This is a genomic window from Rhizobium sp. 3T7, from assembly GCF_020166565.1.
Taxonomy (GTDB): Bacteria; Pseudomonadota; Alphaproteobacteria; order Rhizobiales; family Rhizobiaceae; genus Rhizobium.
The window spans coordinates 15,196-28,233 of sequence record NZ_JAIQXS010000017.1 but is presented as its reverse complement, the minus strand read 5'-3'; the positions used below and the strand labels follow the sequence as shown (position 1 = coordinate 28,233).

Annotated in this window: 11 protein-coding genes and 1 pseudogene; 3 read left to right on the top strand and 9 right to left on the bottom strand. The window is 57.4% G+C overall.

Annotation, left to right across the window (positions count from 1 at the left end):
* Positions 1–65 precede the first annotated feature (65 nt).
* Positions 66–926, bottom strand: a complete 861-nt coding sequence (locus K9B32_RS21145) for a Hint domain-containing protein (RefSeq protein ID WP_224565695.1) — start codon at positions 924–926, stop codon at positions 66–68.
* A 430-nt stretch (positions 927–1,356) separates the two neighbouring features.
* Between K9B32_RS21145 and K9B32_RS21140 the strand changes: the two genes are divergently transcribed.
* A complete protein-coding gene (locus K9B32_RS21140) occupies positions 1,357–2,376 on the top strand; it encodes a YihY/virulence factor BrkB family protein (RefSeq protein ID WP_411969732.1) in 1,020 nt (339 codons plus the stop codon).
* A 181-nt stretch (positions 2,377–2,557) separates the two neighbouring features.
* On the opposite strand, the pseudogene K9B32_RS21135 reads toward K9B32_RS21140, so the two are convergent.
* The 4 genes and pseudogenes from K9B32_RS21135 to K9B32_RS21120 all read right to left on the bottom strand — a co-directional run.
* Positions 2,558–2,779, bottom strand: a pseudogene (locus K9B32_RS21135) (glycogen debranching enzyme GlgX); the annotation flags it as partial.
* A gap of 77 nt (positions 2,780–2,856) precedes the next feature.
* Positions 2,857–3,723, bottom strand: coding sequence for an SDR family oxidoreductase (locus K9B32_RS21130; protein ID WP_224565691.1), 867 nt, complete (start codon positions 3,721–3,723; stop codon positions 2,857–2,859).
* 336 nt (positions 3,724–4,059) lie between these two features.
* Entirely contained in the window at positions 4,060–4,293 is a 234-nt protein-coding gene (locus K9B32_RS21125) for a DUF6894 family protein (RefSeq protein ID WP_224565689.1), read from the bottom strand.
* Between the two features lie 476 nt (positions 4,294–4,769).
* The gene (locus K9B32_RS21120; RefSeq protein ID WP_224565688.1) at positions 4,770–5,261 is read right to left on the bottom strand and encodes a ferritin-like domain-containing protein; all 492 of its coding nucleotides are present in this window, start codon (positions 5,259–5,261) and stop codon (positions 4,770–4,772) included.
* A 97-nt stretch (positions 5,262–5,358) separates the two neighbouring features.
* Between K9B32_RS21120 and K9B32_RS21115 the strand changes: the two genes are divergently transcribed.
* Together K9B32_RS21115 and K9B32_RS21110 are read left to right on the top strand one after the other, a co-directional pair.
* Positions 5,359–6,426 carry a DNA topoisomerase IB gene (locus K9B32_RS21115; protein WP_224565686.1) on the top strand — a complete coding sequence of 356 codons (1,068 nt, stop codon included), beginning with the start codon at positions 5,359–5,361 and terminating at the stop codon, positions 6,424–6,426.
* Between the two features lie 2 nt (positions 6,427–6,428).
* Complete coding sequence (locus tag K9B32_RS21110; protein WP_224565684.1) at positions 6,429–7,025, top strand: cysteine hydrolase; 597 nt, start codon at positions 6,429–6,431, stop codon at positions 7,023–7,025.
* Between the two features lie 231 nt (positions 7,026–7,256).
* On the opposite strand, the gene K9B32_RS21105 is transcribed toward K9B32_RS21110, so the two are convergent.
* The 4 genes from K9B32_RS21105 to K9B32_RS21090 form a co-directional block, all read right to left on the bottom strand.
* A complete protein-coding gene (locus K9B32_RS21105) occupies positions 7,257–8,159 on the bottom strand; it encodes a hypothetical protein (RefSeq protein WP_224565682.1) in 903 nt (300 codons plus the stop codon).
* 2,279 nt (positions 8,160–10,438) lie between these two features.
* Positions 10,439–10,894: a hypothetical protein gene (locus tag K9B32_RS21100; protein ID WP_224565680.1), complete on the bottom strand. Its 456-nt coding sequence runs from the start codon at positions 10,892–10,894 to the stop codon at positions 10,439–10,441.
* A gap of 301 nt (positions 10,895–11,195) precedes the next feature.
* A complete protein-coding gene (locus K9B32_RS29150) occupies positions 11,196–11,606 on the bottom strand; it encodes a hypothetical protein (RefSeq protein ID WP_411969733.1) in 411 nt (136 codons plus the stop codon).
* A 124-nt stretch (positions 11,607–11,730) separates the two neighbouring features.
* The gene (locus tag K9B32_RS21090) at positions 11,731–12,999 is read right to left on the bottom strand and encodes a DUF763 domain-containing protein (RefSeq protein WP_224565678.1); all 1,269 of its coding nucleotides are present in this window, start codon (positions 12,997–12,999) and stop codon (positions 11,731–11,733) included.
* Positions 13,000–13,038: the final 39 nt, after the last annotated feature.

Sequence of the window (13,038 nt, the reverse complement as noted above, 5' to 3'; positions counted from 1 at the left end):
GACACACAGAACCCAGGGGTTCGAGGCGGCGCCGTGTGTAATCCTGGCCGCAGGGTGTTTCCGGGTTAACGCAAAAACAACTCCTTGGCCCGGACATCGATCTTCTTGCAAGCGTCCTCGAATGGATCGAACATCGGCGTTAAAGGAGAAGCTCCCATCAGAAGAAGAGCTTTAAGATGCTGCCAGCCGCCTTCCTCGCCAAGGACGGTCGCATAGGATGTCATTTCCTCGCGCGCCTCACCGGCGTATAACCGTTCGTATTCCGCGAAGTTCGAGAAGTTTTCGCGATTGCTGTCCGAGGGATGGAAGGTCTCCGCCGCAGCGCCTTCAGCAAGGATCACTTCGTGGGTCGCTAGCAGGACGGCGTAATACTCGATCGTCATATCGTCAGGGGGTGCGATGGGAGCAATCGTCGTACCATTCACGAGATCCTTCACGCGGATCAAAACGCCGTTCAAAAATAGCGCATGGCCGGGCGACAGGTAGAGATCGGCATGGGGAGTGCAACTATCCAGCGCATGCCGCGCCACTCGGATCGGCACGACGCTTTCATGCCAGCTCGCACCGCTCTTCTTGAACACTTGGCGACCCACCCATTTGGTCGGGCGGGCGTCTCCGCCTGCAAGCGCGACGCGATCGCCAATCCGAAGATCCTCGACCCGCTTTTCACCGCAATCCGTGAGGATAGCTGTCCCCCGCAGAAAGCACTGCGCACCGCCGCCACCGCCGGAGTTTCCCTGCCCGTTGCCGGGGCCGCCCCCGTTACGCCATCCCAAATGCAGGCCCGCCGCGCGTGCTGGCGACAACGAAGCCGCCAGGGCAACGGCCGTCACGCTCGCCAAACGAGCACCGGCAGCGGCGGCCACCCCGAGAAAACGCCGGCGCGCGGTATTGCGAGGCAGATTGGGATCGTTCGAGTAAGACATCCTGACACTCCTTTGAAAAAGGAACGGGAGCCCTAATAGACCGTGGGATGAGATCCCGAACACAAGGCTTACTGCTGTATTCACTCAGACAGACGCGTGAATTCTAGACTGTCCCCGGCGCGATGCCAGATGAACCTAAGTCGTATACCTCATTGGTCTATCTGCCGGAATTGCCTTAGCGCGAGCGCGGTCTTTTTCAATTTTAACAAGACGGCAACAATCACCATTAGTGGAAAACGAACGACGTAGTCGTTACTGCTCAGCACATTCGGGCGGGCTCCGCCATGCCTGTGAAGCGTCGGGGGGCTCGACTTTCCGGTTCGCTGCATCCTTTTCGGGATAAGTGCGTTATCGAGTGGCAATGCTGCGCAATGGCCCCGAGGCGTCTGCCATGAAACCTTCAAGCACAATGGCACTTCTTATTCTATCGATGGCTTTTGTCGGCCTGCTTACCACGGCGCGCAGTGAGGTAAATGGCCCCATGCAAACGGTTGCAGACGATCGTGGAAGGGGTAGAGACGCGAGGGTTCCAGAGGCCATTCCAATGAAAGGCCTCCGCGACGTCTTTTGGCGCGTGGTTCATGAGGTTCTTGATGACCGCGTGACACTCATCGCAGCCGGCGTAACATTCTATCTCCTTCTGGCACTCTTCCCCGCACTTGCCGCTCTTGTTGCCATCTATGGTCTGATTGCAGATCCGGCGACGATGGCCGAGCATTTGCGCGAGCTTTCAGCCTTGCTGCCGCCTGGCGCCTTCGATCTCATCGCCGAACGGATCAAAACCCTCGTTGAAGCAAAAACCAGCACGTTGGGGCTGACATTCTTTGTGGGCCTGGCAATCGCGGTATGGAGCACTCATAGCGCCACGCTTGCCATTTTCGACGCGATGAATATCGCTTACGAGGAAACGGAAAAACGGGGCCCGATCAGGCTCAACACTCTTGGTCTCTCTTTCACGCTTTGCGCAATGCTGGCTGCGACCTTGATGATTGGACTGGTGGCGGTGATGCCCGTCTTGTTGTCTTACCTGTGGCTCGATCAATTCAAGGAAAACCTGGCGCTTTTACTACGCTGGCCTTTCCTCCTCCTGATTGCAGCGATCGCAACAACAGCCGTCTATCGGTTCGGACCAAGTCGCGAACCGGCAAAACTCCGGTGGATGACCTGGGGCGCTGTTCTCGTTACGGTGGCATGGTTTTTAATGTCAGTCTGCTTCTCATTCTATCTCGACCATTTCGCCAACTACAACGCAACCTATGGCACTTTGGGGGCGTTGATGGGCTTCCTTGTCTGGACCTGGCTGTCGCTTGTCATATTGATCGTAGGCGGCGAATTGAATGCAGAGCTGGAGCACCAAACCGCAAGGGATACGACGACCGGCGCCCCCTTGCCCATGGGAGCCCGCGGGGCCTACGTTGCAGATACACTGGGCAAGGCGGCCGATGAGTGAGTTGTCTGATCCGGGCGCGACAAGACTGAAACAGCCAGCTCCCCCACGACATCGAGAAATCGTGGCCATTGCCGGAAACCTTCGGCAATGCGGGCGGTCTTGTCATCCGCATAGGGGATTATCACAAAGTTCGCTATCGTCACCGCGCTGACAATAGTGATCGTTGCGAGGGCTCAATACGCGCCGTGATGAAGTTCACGCAGCCCATGGCCTGCGCCCGCGTAGATCATAGATATGCCGGAACCGAGGACACGGGCGGCGAAGTCTTGCGTCATGCCGTCTTCGTCCCGCAATAACGGCGGAGCGTATCTCGACATTTGTCGTTCCATTCAGCCCATCCGGGTGGAAAACCACCGACTTGATAGCCACCTGGTCCTCCGTCCCACAGCTCGCCTACGAGTTTGCGGGGCCGGGGCAAGCGTCTTTATCTTCCGGCCGGATCCCGCCCTCGAAGAGGCATCGTGACGCAGGCTCCGGTGTCTAGATCATGATCTCGCCGCCGGTCACCGGGATAACGGCGCCCGTCATATAACTGCCAAGCTCACAGGCGAGCAGGACGAAAGCGCCCGCCAGTTCCGCTGGCTGTCCGGCGCGACCGATCAAGGTCTGTTCACCGAACCTCGCAACCTTATCAGCGGGCATTGTCGACGGGATGAGCGGCGTCCAGATCGGGCCGGGTGCTACGGCGTTAACACGGATTCCTTTGTCAGCGAGCATTTCGGCGAGACCTGCCGTGAAGTTCGAGATTGCTCCCTTCGTCGACGCATATGGCAGGAGATAGGGAGAGGGTTGTCGCGACTGGATGGATGTCGTGTTGATTATCGTGCTCCCGGGCTTCATGTGCGCAACCGCCGCCTTTGCAAGATAAAAGGGAGCATAGATATTGGTGCGGAATGTTTCGTCCCATTCCTCGGCTGTTATGTCGGCGATGTCGGCATAGGTGCGCTGGAATGCAGCATTGTTCACTAGAATATCTATCTTTCCAAACTCTTTGACAGCCCGTTCAACCAGCGCCTCGCAGTGGTCTACGGACTTGATGTCCCCGGGCAATAATATCGCTTTGCGTCCTGTCTTTTCCACCCACAGACCCGTATCACGTGCATCGTCATCTTCATTCAGGTAAGACACGACGATATCAGCACCCTCCCTGGCAAAAGCGATCGCTACCGCCTTTCCGATGCCTGAATCGGCGCCGGTGATGAGGGCAACCTTTCCGTCGAGCTTGCCGCTGCCTTGGTAACTGTGTTCCCCATGGTCGGGGACGGGATTCATCATGTTTTCAGCGCCAGGTGGTTCCTGACGCTGCGAGGGGTATGGGGGCTCAGGCCGGCGTGCATCGCTGGGCATTTTATCACTCCGCGTCAATCGCTACTGGCGTCTAACCTTTCCGGGAGGGAAGAGTTCCCGGGTTGCTTGAAACGTCGTTTGTTTGAGAAGGCGTGGAAGAAGCGCTTTCCACGGATGAATTCTCGACTTTGCGTGGGCGACGGGCTTCCACGTCGACCGTCACTCTTCAAAAGAACGGTGCAACCAACGAACGGTTCTGGAACATCCGGCGTCGATCAAGGTTTTGCCCAATCATTGCAAGCGACAGTCTCAAGTCTCATCCAGAATTGATGCCTAGGTTGGTGGCCGACTTATGCGGTTTCGCATATCTGAGTAAAAGATGGGATACGCCGCTTATCAGCCCAACACGATCGAGCGCAGCGCTATCACGGCCACGGCAGTGCGTGTCTTGTCGGTAATCTCCATGCTGCGTCCGTCGGCCGACCGACAACTTCTGATTTCCGATGCAAGAAGCTCGCGTGCAGCGCCGTTCGCTTCCGAAATCGCACTATTGAGATCCGAAAGTAGAGTGCCATCGGGATCCTTGATAAGTTCGCCGCCCTCTCGGATGTTGAAGAAAAATCGTTTCATAGTCCTAGCTTCCTGGCAGCGATGCCGGCTCCTTCATTGCGCTTGATCGCACGCGCTGAAGAGACGAAGCCACGGCCTTGGAATGACATGCGCACTGCTGGAAACTCTAGGCCACGACAGCACCTTACGGTGTATTCGATGACGTCGGGACCAAACCGAGTCGCGACCTCTTGGGTATCGGTGAAAGTTGACGCGAGTGGGCATCCGTGGGGCTGAGTGCTTTGCGAACTTCGTCTTCATCCCACCCGGCACTGACTGCGGATGCAACGAGCTTCCCAATCTTTTCGGCTCAGACGCACGTGATATCTCGTCCAGAAACCGCTTTGCGGGTAGGAGACACTGGATGAGATTTGCTTCTCGCGCGCGAACATCGTCACAGTACTTCGGCGATGCCCCATGAGGCATCTTTGGTTCCTGTTTATGCAAAGCTTCGAGGGAAGCTCGGCCGCATACGTCAACGGCCGAGCTGACCGTAACTAGGCTGCCTTTGCGTTGGCTGCTGCAACGGCGAGCTGTGTCAGTTTCTTGTCGGTCGCTTCTTCCTCGGCAAGGCTCTGCTTCAGCAACGGGATTGCATCCCTCAGACCGAGCTGATTGGCCCAGGCGATAAGCGTGCCATAGCGGGCGATTTCGTAGTGCTCGACGGCCTGCGCCGAGGAAATCAGGCCGGCATCCAATGCTGGAGACCCCTTGAATTCTTCAATGATCTCCTCACCCTCTGAGATGATACCTTGTATCGCCTCGCAAGTCTTGCCACGGGCGGGCTTGCCAATAATCGCAAATACCTGCTCAAGCCGCTCGATTTGCCCCTGGGTCTCGTCGCGATGTTGGAGAAACCCAGCTTTGCCTTCTTGCGCCTGAGCAGCGCGGGCCATTTTCGGTAGCGTCTTCAGGATCTGCTTTTCCGCGTAGTAGATATCCTTGAGGGTGTCGAGGAAGAGATCGTCCAGTGTCTTTTGAGTAGCCATTGTGTCCTCCGTGATCACGGGTGTGCACTGCCCAAACTCAAAGCTCGCTCGGATGTTCCCGAAAGGAACCATGATGCCGCCTCGGTGTTTCGTGACCATGACCAATATGCATTCCAAAAATGCGATAGACGCGGTGGTTGCGGAAGCCAAGCTTTCCACTGGCGTCGTTTACCTTTCCAGCCTCGAGGCGGGGATTACGCGCAGGCGCGGAAAGAAAGGCTTTCTCTACTACGCCCCGGATGGACGGCGCCTGACGAACAAAGAAGAGATCACCCGGTTGAACAGCCTGGCGATTCCACCAGCCTATCGCGATGTCATCATCTCGGCCGATGCTCGATCGCATCTGCAGGCGGTCGGTATCGATACGCGAGGACGCAAACAGTACCGATATGATCCTGAGTGGCAGGCCGAGCGCGAACGGGCCAAATTTGACAGGCTGGCCGACTTTGGTATGCGGCTTCCCGATATTCGCGAGCGCGTGGATAGAGACCTGCGCGCGCGGGGGCTGACCCTTGACAAGGCACTCGCAACGGTCGTGTGGATGCTCGACAATCTCTATATCCGCATCGGAAATGCCGGTTACGCTGAGGCAAACAAGTCCTACGGATTGACGACCCTGCGCAATCGGCATGTGAAGATCGATGGTGCGACCGTAAGATTTCGCTTCAAGCGCAAATCAGGCAAAGAGCGGAACCTTACCCATTCGGACCGCCGGATCACCAACGTCATACGTAGACTGCAGGAGCTTCCCGGTCAGCAGTTGTTCAAGTACCTGTGCGATGGTGATTGCCGGCAGATCTCCTCCCAGGACGCCAACGCCTACATTCGAGGGGTCGCGGGTGACGAATTCACGTCTCGCCAATTTCGAACCTGGGGGGCCACCTGCCTGGCAGTCGCGGCGTTGGCGCCGCTCGATACTGCAAGCTCAGAGCGAGCAGTTGTTTCGCAAATGAACGAGGCGATCGATCTAGTCGCAGCCAAGCTGGTCAACACCAGGGCCGTCTGCAGGTCCTCCTATATCCATCCTGCCGTATTCAGGGATTTTCGCGCTGGCCGACTGGGTGACGTACCCAGACGTAAAACGACCCGTCAGCGGCTGTTGAGGTGGCTGGACGAGGAGGAAAGCGCTGTCTTGCGTTGGCTCAAGTCACAGCGGGGCGAATAGGCATGCGCGTGGAGCGGTGGACTCATCTTTGTATTGATATGCAGCGCATGTTTGCAGAAGACACACCCTGGCAGGTGCCCTGGATGAAGGATGTCTCCCCCGAAGTGGTCGAGGTTGCATCCCGCTTTCCCCAGCGCACGATTTTCACAAGATTCATTCCACCACCAAATGCTGGAACAATGCCTGGCATGTGGAAGGCCTACTACGAGAAGTGGTGGATGATGACCACAGATCTACTATCGCCTGAAATGATTGGCCTTGTTTCCTCCTTGCATGCTCTCGTTCCTCCGGCTCGCATATTCGACAAGTGCTTCTATTCTCCCTGGGTCGACGGCCGCCTTCACACCGCGCTTAGCGGCGAGGAAGTGGGAACCATTGTACTGAGTGGCGGCGAGACGGATATATGCGTCCTTGCTGCGGCCCTTGGCGCGATCGACCTTGGCTATCGTGTGATCTTGCTGAAGGATGCCGTTTGCAGCAGCGCCGACGACACGCATGATGCTTCCCTGCAATTGCTGGGAGATCGCTTCTCGGTACAGGTCGAGATCATGCGAACTGAAGATTGGTTGATCGACGCGGCGGATCCAGACCTGCGCTGAATTTTCCGAGTATCCAAATTAAACAACCGCTTTGCAGCGACTTCACGGCCGACGAATTCCACAGCAGCAACGAGCTAGCAATCTGTGCTGATGTTCCGGTAGGGGGCACTCACAGGTTGCACCAGCTATTCACATGGACGAAACCACGCAAGTCTCGCGCGCCTGCGGTGGGAGACTGAGAAAGCGTGCCTTGCGGGACTTTTCTCCATTGCGCGTAACGGAGATTGAAGGTCAATATCGGGTGGCGACCAGGTCTTCCTCCTCGTCGCGCTGCTTGCCTCCCAACGCCGCGGCAGCAGAGGAAATGAAGGCGCCGATTAATAGGGACAGGGCGCCAACGAGCGCAGTGGTGGCGGCAGCCTTCCGCGTCTTGTCCAGGGCATCTTGAGTGGCGACCTTTGCATCCTCGATCTGCTTGAGAACCGCGTCGACCCTAGCACGGGCATCCGTTTCAGAAAGATTGGTGCGTGCTGCGACGATGCTGGCGATATAGGTTTTGTCGTTATCTGGTACCTCGCCCCTTGCCGCTCCTTGCAGCAAAATTCTTGCGATCTCCGTGCTTGCCGCTCCATCCTCTTCATGCGCCCGCTGGGTAACCTGTTGAGGGCGAAGTAACGCGTCGGTGAAATAGGACGTCGAAAGGTCGGGCCCCTCACGCGAAACGGCGCTCGCGGCGCCCCCTGCGATGCCTGTCGTATTGGCAGCAGTGCCGACGGCGCTCGCCCCTGCTCCGGCGAGAGACGTCAAGGACGACGCCAGAAACCCTGCCACAAACAGCGTTGCCAGAGCCCAGCTGAGAAAGCCGTGGGCGGTATCGCGAAAGAAAACCTCGTCGGTATGTGCAGCAGCCCACTTCGTTCGAAGCCGCCCCGTAAGATATCCTCCGAGGGCGGAAGACAGCCATTGAACAACAACGAGCCAGATCGCTGCGGACACACCGACCGTTGCGGCCGAGCTGCTTTCGCCAGACCAGGGAGACACCATCGTCAGGCCCATTCCGGAGCCCACCAAAAGGAGAATGAGTGTGATTCCTGTCGCAGCAACGGCGCCGCCGATGATCGGACCCCAGGCGAGCGCAGACGTGGAAGATTCGACCGGCAGAACGTCCGTTACTTTACTTTCGCTTAGAGACATTCTGGCCTCCTAGCGCATGAAGAGGACGAGCAGGATAACGATCGGCAGGGGGATGCCGAGAAGCCAGAGTAAAATACCTCGACCCATCTGAACAACCTTCCATAAGAGACTTTCGCACCTTCCGAACGCTGCGCCCCAAACTTTGTTCCCTTTGCCCGTTACCTCGCGGCCGCTCGGCAAGGGCGAGATGCTTTGCGCTTGAGCGTCCGCAACTGGGTGACAAGACCACGGTTGATTTGGATGCCGTCCCCACTACGACCGAAGGAAAGGCGAGGGGGCTTTGTCTTGCCGACTGTGCGGCGGCCGGACATGTGCTGCTAGCTCGGCCGTGCGCTCTAGTGAGCCGCCGCGGAGTTCAATGATCGTGCAATGGTCGCCTCCGCCGCCACTATACGGGCGGTTGGCGAGCTTTTTCCCTGGAACCCGCCCAATGCGTTCGAGTCAGGGCCGGCGCATGAGGCTGGTGGCTTGTCCATTTTCTGCGGCGAGATCCTTCCGCTGTGTCTTGTAAGCGGTGAAATTGGCGCCTCGAGTTAGATTGTCGTGCTGGCATCGGAGGCTTCGGCGGACGAAGCCGACGCGAGCATGGTTACGGGGACCGCCGAAACGAACAATGAAGAATGCGCGTTGATGATCCGGCCGGACTCAAGCTTCACGACGCCTGACCAATCCGCTGAGGAAGCGCTGAAGATCCTTTCTGTGAACTGCAATTTCGACCTCGTGATCACGGATCATGCGATGCCAAAAACGACCGGCCAGCTGGCCGGCATGATTGAGCAGACGCCTCCTGGTCGTTCTGGCAACGGGCTATGCAAATCTTCCACAAGGCGCGGATCGTACACTCGCGCGATTACCAAAGCCCTATTCACAGGCACAGTTGGTCGGGGCGGTTTGAAAAGCCGTCGAGCCATAGGGAGGCGGGGCGTTCCCCCATGCAGGAGAGGTTTCCAGCTTTGTCATCGTTAGTTTAGCGACCACGTGAGCTTCGCTCGGATGAAATGCAACGACAATACACTTAGAAACACCGCGAGGAGCCCGTGTTGCAAGCTCAACCCGCTGGCGCCGCCGGCCATGAAGGCATCGTATCTCATGCTTCGAACGGGGTGCGCAGACGCAAATAAACCTATCCTGAGCGAGCACCGATACTGGAGTAGATGATACCCGCACTTGTGATCTAGCAAAAACCCATTCCTCATTCCGTGTTCGACAGCGTACACACCGCGCAGGCGCTGTTGCGATGAGGTCGGGCCGCCCGAGCTAGCCGATTTCCGGGCACCCTTGGGAGTTGCCAAAGACGATTCTGTCCGGCCCGGTTCGGGTGAAACCTTCAACGACAACGCTTCTCGACGTTACCCTAGCAATCTCAGGCCTCCTAAATCCTGCGTCCCGTGCAAGCTCGAGAGCGTCGTCGGGATTGCAGCGGTCTCTTGCGCGCCGCTCCCGGTTTCGATCATAAATTCCAACTCCACCTGGGCCGACTCGAAACTCCAGGTCTTGCGCGTATAGCGCCGGGGATGGCCAAGTGACGATTGTGGTAACGAGCGCTCCAGCCAATAGGGTTCTGGTCAAGCTCATAGCAAATCCTCCGAACTTCGGTTTGTGTCTGAGCAACAGATCAGCGACCAAGTTGTTCCAGCATCGATGCTCGGACAAAGATACCGCAAGCTTTTCAAGATTGTGATCTCGGCGACGGCGCACTTCATGGCCCGCACCAGATGCGAGCTCCGTCGAAGCCTATAGCGGCAGCATTACAATTTGGAAATATGAGGGCGGCGTGTGAAAACCATTGGGGGCAAGGTGAAATCTGGGTGGCGGAATTGCCATATGATCAGATCGTACCTTAAACGCAAGAAAACTGGTAAAGTGGTATGTAAAAGCGTGAAGGCCTGAGATGCACGCTCCGAAGTACCTTGCGGATAGCGTTCTCAGACTGCATTCCTCCAAACTCTGGTCGCCGTTGGCCTTGTGGGGGATGGATCTTCCGCTATTGCCAACGGTCTTGCCCTTGATCGAAATCGAAAAATGCTGTTCGCCCAGTCGATCAAGAACATCACCAGCGTCCGTCCCATCACTATCTACGTGCGGATCTCATAGAGCTTTGCGGCAACATCACACTCGACAAGGTGCTTAAGCGCCTTGAATGCGAGCACTTTCCCCATGGAAGTGACTATGGAAAGCTCGCAATTCGAAGGCACCGTCAGGTAAGAGTGATGCGAGTTCCGGTTTGGTCAAATGAGCGGCTGCGATCACATAGTCGCCCGCGTCAGACCGTCGGCTTTTTACCGCGTCGCTCCGAACACAAAGGCAATCGCGGCGACGACGGCAACCGCGGTAATCGGCCTGTCACGAACGGTTTCCTTAAGATCCTCAAGCAAACTGCCGGCTCGTGCCTTCGCTACTCCAACTGAGTCCGATGCCACGCCGGAAACGGACTTCGCCAGCCGATTTGTGTCGAGCCGCAGCGAACGAATATTCTCGCCTATTGAACCTGAGTGGCGCGGATCGCCATTATTGCTTTCCATCGTGTAGGGGTCGGCCTCCAATTTCACGCGTGCAGCGCCTTTCGCGTCCGTCCTTCCGGTAGAAACGGCTGTGTGGGTAGCCGAAACGGGGTCAGAAGCGGGAAAAGTGTCTTCCAATCCCCGTTCGAGCCCTCCTTGGCGCGCGCGATGTCTTTTCTCGGATTGTTCTTTCTGCATGGATTTAACTGCTGGGGAATCCTTGGGGTCAGGCATTGGTGATCTCCACTATCCAGTGCCTTATGAAAGCTCCAGGATAAGCAGAAGTTCCCGCCGGTGGACGATTTCGTCAGCTCGTCAAACGCGCTGTGCACAGTCGTTCTTGGAAACTTGGAATAGTCTAGCCGATGTCTGAGGCGCATTCACGACGTCAGGGCACCCTGAATATGAAGAGCGCCGTAGCAATCCAAAACAGCGCGCATATTTCCATCGCAATCAGCATCCCGATGAGCGGTCGCTCATCCTGCACTCCCCTATGTGCACACGAGCGCCGAAACACATTGTTTTTCCGATTATTTCAGGAGGCACGCATAAGAGTGCCGCAGAACTTTGCTGGCTTGGACGCAAGCAGCTTTGTAGCCGGCAAACGGCCCGGATGTCTGAGCGGGGCCTGCAGATCATCAACACCCGATCTTGTGGACATGACCGGATTTCCCCATTTCACAGGAAACCTCGAAGTGGAGCCTCGAGATGGATCCCTTGGCGACCAAACTATCCTCCAATCCAGGCGGACGCGTTCTGCGCCCTCGGGGTCTCCGTGGACGATCACCGAGACCTCGTCGTTACCCTTGGCGTTCGACGCAGTAAACTTCTTCTTCCACTCGCAGCTCACCCCGGCCGCTGAAACCTCCGAAATCGGATAGCCTCGCTCGGTGATCTGAAGCACGGCGTCACGCTTGAAATCGTCGCTGAAATGGGCTTTGCCCATAAAGGCCTCCTTGCCTCAGTTTTAGGGAAGAAGGTGTCTACAAATCTGGGTTTTTAACGATCGCATCGATCGCGCATCACTCGAAACGGGGGGCTGGAACCTCAAAGAGGAATACGGGCAAACCTCAAGGCTTGCGGCGCGAGCGCTCCAGCTCTTCCTCTACCGGCTGCTCCCATCCGAAGACACTGCGACCACCCCATTCGTGCGACAGCAAGAATTCACCGCCGACAATTTCCTTCAGATCGGGGCCCGTGGCGTAGCGTTCCAATTGCCGCGACTGATCGTCGAGTCGCCTCAAAGCCTGTAGCTGCTCCTCGCGGCCAAGCCTTGCCCGGCCAACTGCCGATTTCATCACCCTGATCGTTTCGTCATAGACTTTGACCGGCACCGGGAAGGGATGACGATCTTTTCCGCCATGGGCAAGCGAGAAGCGGGCGGGGTCCGAGAAGCGGCAAGGCGTGCCATGAACAACCTCGGCCACCAATGCCAGGGCATTCACCGTCCGCGCGCCGATTCCCGGAATCAGAAGAAGGTCCTCAAAATCCTTTGGACCACGATCGGCCGCTGCCGCGAGCGTGCCATGCAGGCGTTTCATGTTGACGTCCTGCTCACGCACGTCGTGATGGGCTGGCATGATCAGATGCGGCAGCAGGGGCTGCTCGGCGGCGTCTTTCCTTTCCCGCACCGGTTCAAGCGCAATGACCTCGCGCAGGATCTTGTCCGGCCCCAACACGCCCAGCAAGTCGAGCTGGCTTCTCCTCGAGTTTGCCGCTCGGTGGTCAGTGAGATTGACAATATCCCCCTGTCCGCGTCCCTCGATTGCCGCATGCGGAGAATCCACGAAGCTTTTAAGCCCCTCCGAATGCCAGTGATAACGTCGCGCCTGCCTTTTGTCGCCGTTCATGCCTTGCTGGACGACGACCCACTTACCGTCGTCGGTGACGATGAAGCCATGGAGGTAAAGATCAAAACCGTCCTGGACTGCGGCACTATCAACCTTGGCGACCAGCCTGCTGGTTCGCGCAAGGGCGGCGCCATCAAGGCCGACGCGGTTGCCGATGGCCATCAACTCGTCCGGTGTCTGCCTAGAATGTCTGCCGCGGCCGCCGCAGACATGAATGCCAAGGTCACCCGCCATCGGATTGAGGCCCCGTTTCAAGGCTCCAATGACACTCGTGGTAATGCCGGACGAATGCCAATCCATGCCCATGACCGCCCCGAAAGACTGGAACCAGAACGGGTGTGCCATGCGGCTCAATAACTCGTCGCGGCCGTAGTGAATGACGATTGCCTCGGTGATGACGGCACCAAGCCTTGTCATGCGCTCGCCGAGCCACCGTGGGACTCGGCCACCATGAAGGGGAAGATCTGCGCTGCCGGCTCGTTGAACCATGCAAAGCTTATAAGGCGGTTCGAGACGCCGCGACAATAA

Bases quoted from the DNA above. Each gene is read 5' to 3' on its own strand.
- K9B32_RS21120 (WP_224565688.1), bottom strand. From the start codon at position 5,261: ATGGCTACTCAAAAGACACTGGACGATCTCTTCCTCGACACCCTCAAG.
- K9B32_RS21090 (WP_224565678.1), bottom strand. From the start codon at position 12,999: ATGGTTCAACGAGCCGGCAGCGCAGATCTTCCCCTTCATGGTGGCCGA.
- K9B32_RS21110 (WP_224565684.1), top strand. From the start codon at position 6,429: ATGCGCGTGGAGCGGTGGACTCATCTTTGTATTGATATGCAGCGCATG.
- K9B32_RS21130 (WP_224565691.1), bottom strand. From the start codon at position 3,723: ATGCCCAGCGATGCACGCCGGCCTGAGCCCCCATACCCCTCGCAGCGT.
- K9B32_RS21115 (WP_224565686.1), top strand. From the start codon at position 5,359: ATGACCAATATGCATTCCAAAAATGCGATAGACGCGGTGGTTGCGGAA.
- K9B32_RS21145 (WP_224565695.1), bottom strand. From the start codon at position 926: ATGTCTTACTCGAACGATCCCAATCTGCCTCGCAATACCGCGCGCCGG.
- K9B32_RS21125 (WP_224565689.1), bottom strand. From the start codon at position 4,293: ATGAAACGATTTTTCTTCAACATCCGAGAGGGCGGCGAACTTATCAAG.
- K9B32_RS21140 (WP_411969732.1), top strand. From the start codon at position 1,357: ATGGCTTTTGTCGGCCTGCTTACCACGGCGCGCAGTGAGGTAAATGGC.
- K9B32_RS29150 (WP_411969733.1), bottom strand. From the start codon at position 11,606: ATGGGCAAAGCCCATTTCAGCGACGATTTCAAGCGTGACGCCGTGCTT.
- K9B32_RS21105 (WP_224565682.1), bottom strand. From the start codon at position 8,159: ATGTCTCTAAGCGAAAGTAAAGTAACGGACGTTCTGCCGGTCGAATCT.
- K9B32_RS21100 (WP_224565680.1), bottom strand. From the start codon at position 10,894: ATGCCTGACCCCAAGGATTCCCCAGCAGTTAAATCCATGCAGAAAGAA.